Source organism: Methanocalculus sp., from assembly GCF_029762515.1.
In the GTDB taxonomy this organism is placed as follows: Archaea; Halobacteriota; Methanomicrobia; order Methanomicrobiales; family Methanocorpusculaceae; genus Methanocalculus.
This window is the reverse complement of sequence record NZ_JARVGN010000166.1, coordinates 1-4,752: the sequence shown is the minus strand read 5'-3', so window position 1 is coordinate 4,752 and position 4,752 is coordinate 1. Positions and strand designations below refer to the sequence as shown.

The following is a 4,752-nucleotide window of genomic DNA, read 5'->3' as shown; positions in this document are numbered from 1 at the left end:
GACAAAAATATCCCCCGGATTGAAACCGGAGCAACATCCTGATACTCCAAGGGCTGGCGGACTCTGGTGTCTGCACCATTCATGGAGCCTAAAAGGAGGGGATGTGGGATTATTCGATTGGATTACCCTTCGATCCCAAGAAACCGGTACAGCGGCTCGATCCCCGGCTCCTCCCCGAGGAAGTCTGTCAGTAGTACCATGCCGTCTGCCATATTGCCCCTCTCAAGAACCGTTTTCCGGTATGCCATTCCGGTTGTCCGGTTGGTCATGCCGTCTTCTTTGAAGCGCTCGACGATATTCATCGCATACACTTTTGACCAGAGATAGCTGTAGTATCCGGCATCGTATCCGCCCATCAGGTGCAGGAAGCTGGCCGGCTTTTGCGTTCCCTCTATTGCGGGTATCCCACGCAGCTCCTGATGCAGCTCCTCATAGATCCGGACGGTGTCAACAGGCCCGTCTTTAGAGTGATAGTTCATATCCTGTAGAGAATTAAGGAGTTGTGAGGAGAATGAATACCCTTTTCCAAAATCTTCCGAGGCGATGACCCTGTCCCGAAGATCCGGTGGGATCTTCTGTTCAGGATCTGTATAATGGCCTGAGATCGATTCCATGATGGCAGGATCGTATATCCACTCTTCGAATGCCTGGGATGGGGTTTCCACAAAGTCCCACTCGACCTCGAACCCTGAGAGTGTGCCATATGGAGCACGGGTGAGGAGATTATGTGTGGCATGGCCCATCTCGTGGAATAATGTCCAGATTTCATCCATTGTTAACAGGGTAGGCTTACCCTCCTGCGGGGGGTTGAAGTTTCCGACTATCGCCGCAGATGGTTGTGCATACCCCTCTTCAGTCATCCTTCCGCTTGTAAGGCCAAAAATGATGAAATGATTGTACTTTCCTTCACGGGGATAGAGATCAAGATAGAGGTGTGCAATTGTAGTTCCATCCGCCTCATCGCTGATTTGGAAGAGCCGGACATCGGGATGCCATACTACTGGATTATTGACTTCCTCAAAGGTTATCCCATAGAGGGATTCATAGATCTCAAACAATCCATTCATTACCCGGTCAAGGGGGAAGTACTCTTTCACCTCATCCATGCTGTACCCGTACTCTTCGGTTTTGTAGATCTCGGTGAGATAGGTTATATCCCAATGATCGAGCGATTTGGCACCGGGATCAATCCGTTGTTTGATTGAGAGAAGGGTGGCAAATTCAGCTTCCCTCTTCTCCCTGAGGGGTCCTTTAAGATCATTTAAGAATTCCATCACCGAGTCCGCATCTCCTGCCATCCGGCCGTCGATCTGGTAGTCTGCCCAGGTATCATAGCCGAGTTCACGGGCAACCTTCTGGCGAAGCTGGATGGCTTCTTCAAGGAGCGGGATGTTTGTGTCTCCCTGCATGGCATTGTCTGCAGCAAGCATCCGCTTTCGTGTTTCACTCTCATCTGCATAGCTCATTACTGCGATATAATCGGGATAGCTTGTCGTGACGATGTAGTCTCCCGTTTCTGTCCGGCCAAAACCCGCCAGTGCAGATGGGGGGAGGCCGCGGAGTTCTTTTTCTGAGAAGAGAATGGTTGTATTATCACTGTTGAGGTTAGCGTTGTACTCTGCCTCGAGTGCAGCAATCCTGTTTTTCATCCCGATGACCCGCTCAAGCCGTTCGTCGTTGAGGAGGAGCCCCTGCTTCTCGAATCTTCTCAAAGTAACATCACGGAGACGTTTTTCATCTGCTGTCCCGGGTAACGGATCTGCTAAAGCAACATAGAGATCCCGCCGTGCATAGGTCTCTGTTGTGAATATCGATGAGGCTTCATAGATGGCCATCCCCTCTTCCCGGACGGTTGCATCGGGATGGACATACCCCATCAATTGCATGGGGTATACTGCATCTGTATAATTGGTGATGATGGTGTCAAAAGCAAGGAAGGTATTCTCAAATGTCCGCTCTTCCTGTGGGATCCGGGCTATTGCATCGAATCTATCTCGTGCCGTGTTTTCTGCCTCTGCATAGAGGAGGGGGATCTCGCCAGGAGCATATTCAGCCTTCATCGGCTGTTCTGTCTGAGTGGCTTGGATCTGGGGCTGTTCGTCACCAAGGCATCCCGCTGATCCCACAAGTGCGAAGAGGATCAGGAGGAGAAAGATAGTAAAGATGAATGTTCCGGGTGATGGGATTGTTCTCATGGTGTTCATTCCGAATTTTCAAGCTGAAGAGATATTTTGCAGAAGAGGAGAAAATATGTTCTGATACCGCTTCTTCCATCAGAGTTCCCACCTCTCTCCCGCACACTCCCCTCTCGTCTCTCTTCGGGATGGAATACCCGGATGATTGCCTCGTTCCGGTGAATGGTTGATTCGGTGATGGATGGAATTTGATCTGAATGAGAAACCCTATCTCTTCATGCAACAGAAATATACAGTATGTTGGAACGTATCTCGACACGTGAGCGCAAGGATCTCGGCATCGCCTGGCTTGCGCTTGCCCTGGCGTTCACCCTTGCTCTCGTCGGCGGATTCTCGGCAACAGGTGTGCATCTTGGAACCGCCGCCCTCTTCTTCCTCCTCTCGCTGATCACGGTCGGGGTGGGCTTTGTGCTCCATGAGCTTGCCCACAAGTTCACGGCGATGCGGTATGGGTACTGGGCGGAATTTCAGAAAGATAATCAGATGCTCCTCGTTGCAGTAGCAATTGCCGCTCTTGTCGGGGTTGTCTTTGCCGCACCCGGTGCCACGATGATCTATGGCCCCACCCTCTCAAAGAAAGAGAACGGAGTGATCTCGGTTGCCGGACCGGTGACAAACCTCCTCCTTGCAATCCCCTTCGGACTGCTTGTGATCGGGGGAATGATGTTTGATCTGGGGTGGTTTGTGATCCTCGTCGGCGCAGTCGGTGTCAAGATCAACGCGATGCTCGCTGCCTTCAATATGCTCCCGATCGGCCCTCTTGACGGGAAGAAGGTGCTGGCATGGAATCCGGCGATCTTTATCGTGGTGATTGCAGTCTCGTTTGTGCTCCTGTTCGGGGCACTGTTTTATCTCTGATTATGCGGGGTTAGGGGTGTGGAGATTTCCCCCTCTTCTTGATTTTATTTAATGGATTTAATTGGTCTAATGATAATGTGGCTGATATAAAAGGCATCTGTCTTCAAATCCAGATCACCTCATCAATAACGACCGGCCGGATTCTGGAGTCGAGTGCATGTTCTGCGATAAGCTCGACGTTTTTGCCGAAAATATCCTCAAGATAAAAAATACATTGCATAAATGTACGAAACCGCTCTTTCTCCTCTTCAAAAGAGACAAGAAGATCTATATCACTCATCTCACCGGCTTCATCCCGTGCATATGATCCAAACAATCCGATCCGTTTAATGCCAAATCGTCTCTGAAGTGTTGGCATCTCTTGTTTCAGCCTGTTTAAAATCTCCCTCTGATGGAGGGATCGGGTTCCCCTCTTCTCGATTATATTCACTGCCTTACCCCCTGCCATGAAGAAATGCGTATTCCATGGTTATGAAATGATCGAGGTTTCCCTCTGGTATTTACACCGGGTATGATTGTGTTCTCTACCGGTTTCTTTTGATTATCACAGATCCTTTATTCAACGGTATTGACCAACCACCCAACGGGCTAACTATAATCTCCCGAAGCAATAACAGGAATATAATGAATGACATCCAGTATGTGTATGACGCCAGCGGCCACAAATAAAGTGTCATCATTCCAATAGAACTCTGGGAGCAGACACTTCAGTTTCAGAAACCCCGGATCTCACCCTGCAACCCTCAGGAGTAATACGGAATGTACTGTGACATCATCAATAACCCAAATGAGGTTGCCCGTTCACTTCGTAGAGAATGGAACCACATTTAGTATCGTCACCAATCGATCCACAAAGGGTTATTCTGTTCATCCATGGTTGATTGGTACGTGTGTGCCAGGAATAGAAACATGTATATATATTTTTGGTACACTTTTTGATCAACCCGTCTCAATGTTTATATTGGTATATAAATTTTTGGTGAAGTTCCCAACATTATCGGATCGTATAGATGAGATGATATAAGCGTTCATTATCATGATCGCCCGACTCACTATTCCTGTATTATCTCCCACTTGCCGCTTCGTGATGAACCGGTACGCCTGATTCTATTCTCAGCTTTGAATTTGCCAATCTGAGTTTTTATCGCTCTCTCAGTCAATCCGCTCTGTTGTACCATCTCCTGAATTGTGATTTCTGGATTTCCCTGAATGAGTGCAATGATCTGCTCCGGGTTCTTCCTAAAAACGCTGTCTCCATGCCGATGCACAGTAGCAGTGAAGATGCTCCCCTCCCGGTCATCAGTGAAGTCAATATAGGGCCATTCTTCAAGTACACGCTTTATTCCTGATCCAATTCCACGATAAGGAAGAAGACCTTTGGCGATAAAGGATACGAGGATTGGGTTTCGTATATTGGAGTTTCCGGAACGAATCTTCGCTACTGTCAGGTTGTTTGGCAGATTGCCCGGGCTGATGATCTCAATCCTGTTGTCAAAGATGAATAACCGTATTGGCGCTGTAATAAAGTAATCCCGGTGCACCAGGGCGTTAACCAGCAGTTCCTCGAATACTACTGGCGAGATCTCGGGTACTCCCGGCGCATTGACATTCTGTCCTGCCTGTACCTTATGGATATTTCTCATCACAAAACCCATGGCTCCTTCAAAGATATCAGAGAGCGTTCCGGAAAAATCCTCTG

At 48.6% G+C, this 4,752-nt stretch carries 4 protein-coding genes; 1 reads left to right on the top strand and 3 read right to left on the bottom strand.

Translation table 11 applies throughout. The features are described 5' to 3' along the window. Positions 1-122: 122 nt before the first annotated feature. Positions 123-2,195, bottom strand: coding sequence for a M3 family metallopeptidase (locus QCH34_RS07005; protein ID WP_300332206.1), 2,073 nt, complete (start codon positions 2,193-2,195; stop codon positions 123-125). Positions 2,196-2,432: 237 nt separating this feature from the next. On the opposite strand from QCH34_RS07005, the gene QCH34_RS07000 reads away from it, so the two are divergent. Beyond that, positions 2,433-3,053: a peptidase M50 gene (locus QCH34_RS07000; protein ID WP_300332204.1), complete on the top strand. Its 621-nt coding sequence runs from the start codon at positions 2,433-2,435 to the stop codon at positions 3,051-3,053. 103 nt (positions 3,054-3,156) lie between these two features. Here QCH34_RS07000 and QCH34_RS06995 read toward each other — a convergent pair whose 3' ends face one another. Beyond that, positions 3,157-3,501, bottom strand: a complete 345-nt coding sequence (locus tag QCH34_RS06995) for a nucleotidyltransferase family protein (protein ID WP_300332202.1) — start codon at positions 3,499-3,501, stop codon at positions 3,157-3,159. A gap of 604 nt (positions 3,502-4,105) precedes the next feature. Further along, a partial coding sequence (locus QCH34_RS06990) for an ATP-binding protein (RefSeq protein WP_300332199.1) occupies positions 4,106-4,752 on the bottom strand: 647 nt, incomplete at its 5' end.

What these genes read in the sequence shown, in the direction of transcription:
- QCH34_RS07000 (WP_300332204.1), top strand. Translation starts at nt 2,433, where the DNA reads ATGTTGGAACGTATCTCGACACGTGAGCGCAAGGATCTCGGCATCGCC.
- QCH34_RS07005 (WP_300332206.1), bottom strand. Translation starts at nt 2,195, where the DNA reads ATGAGAACAATCCCATCACCCGGAACATTCATCTTTACTATCTTTCTC.
- QCH34_RS06995 (WP_300332202.1), bottom strand. Translation starts at nt 3,501, where the DNA reads ATGGCAGGGGGTAAGGCAGTGAATATAATCGAGAAGAGGGGAACCCGA.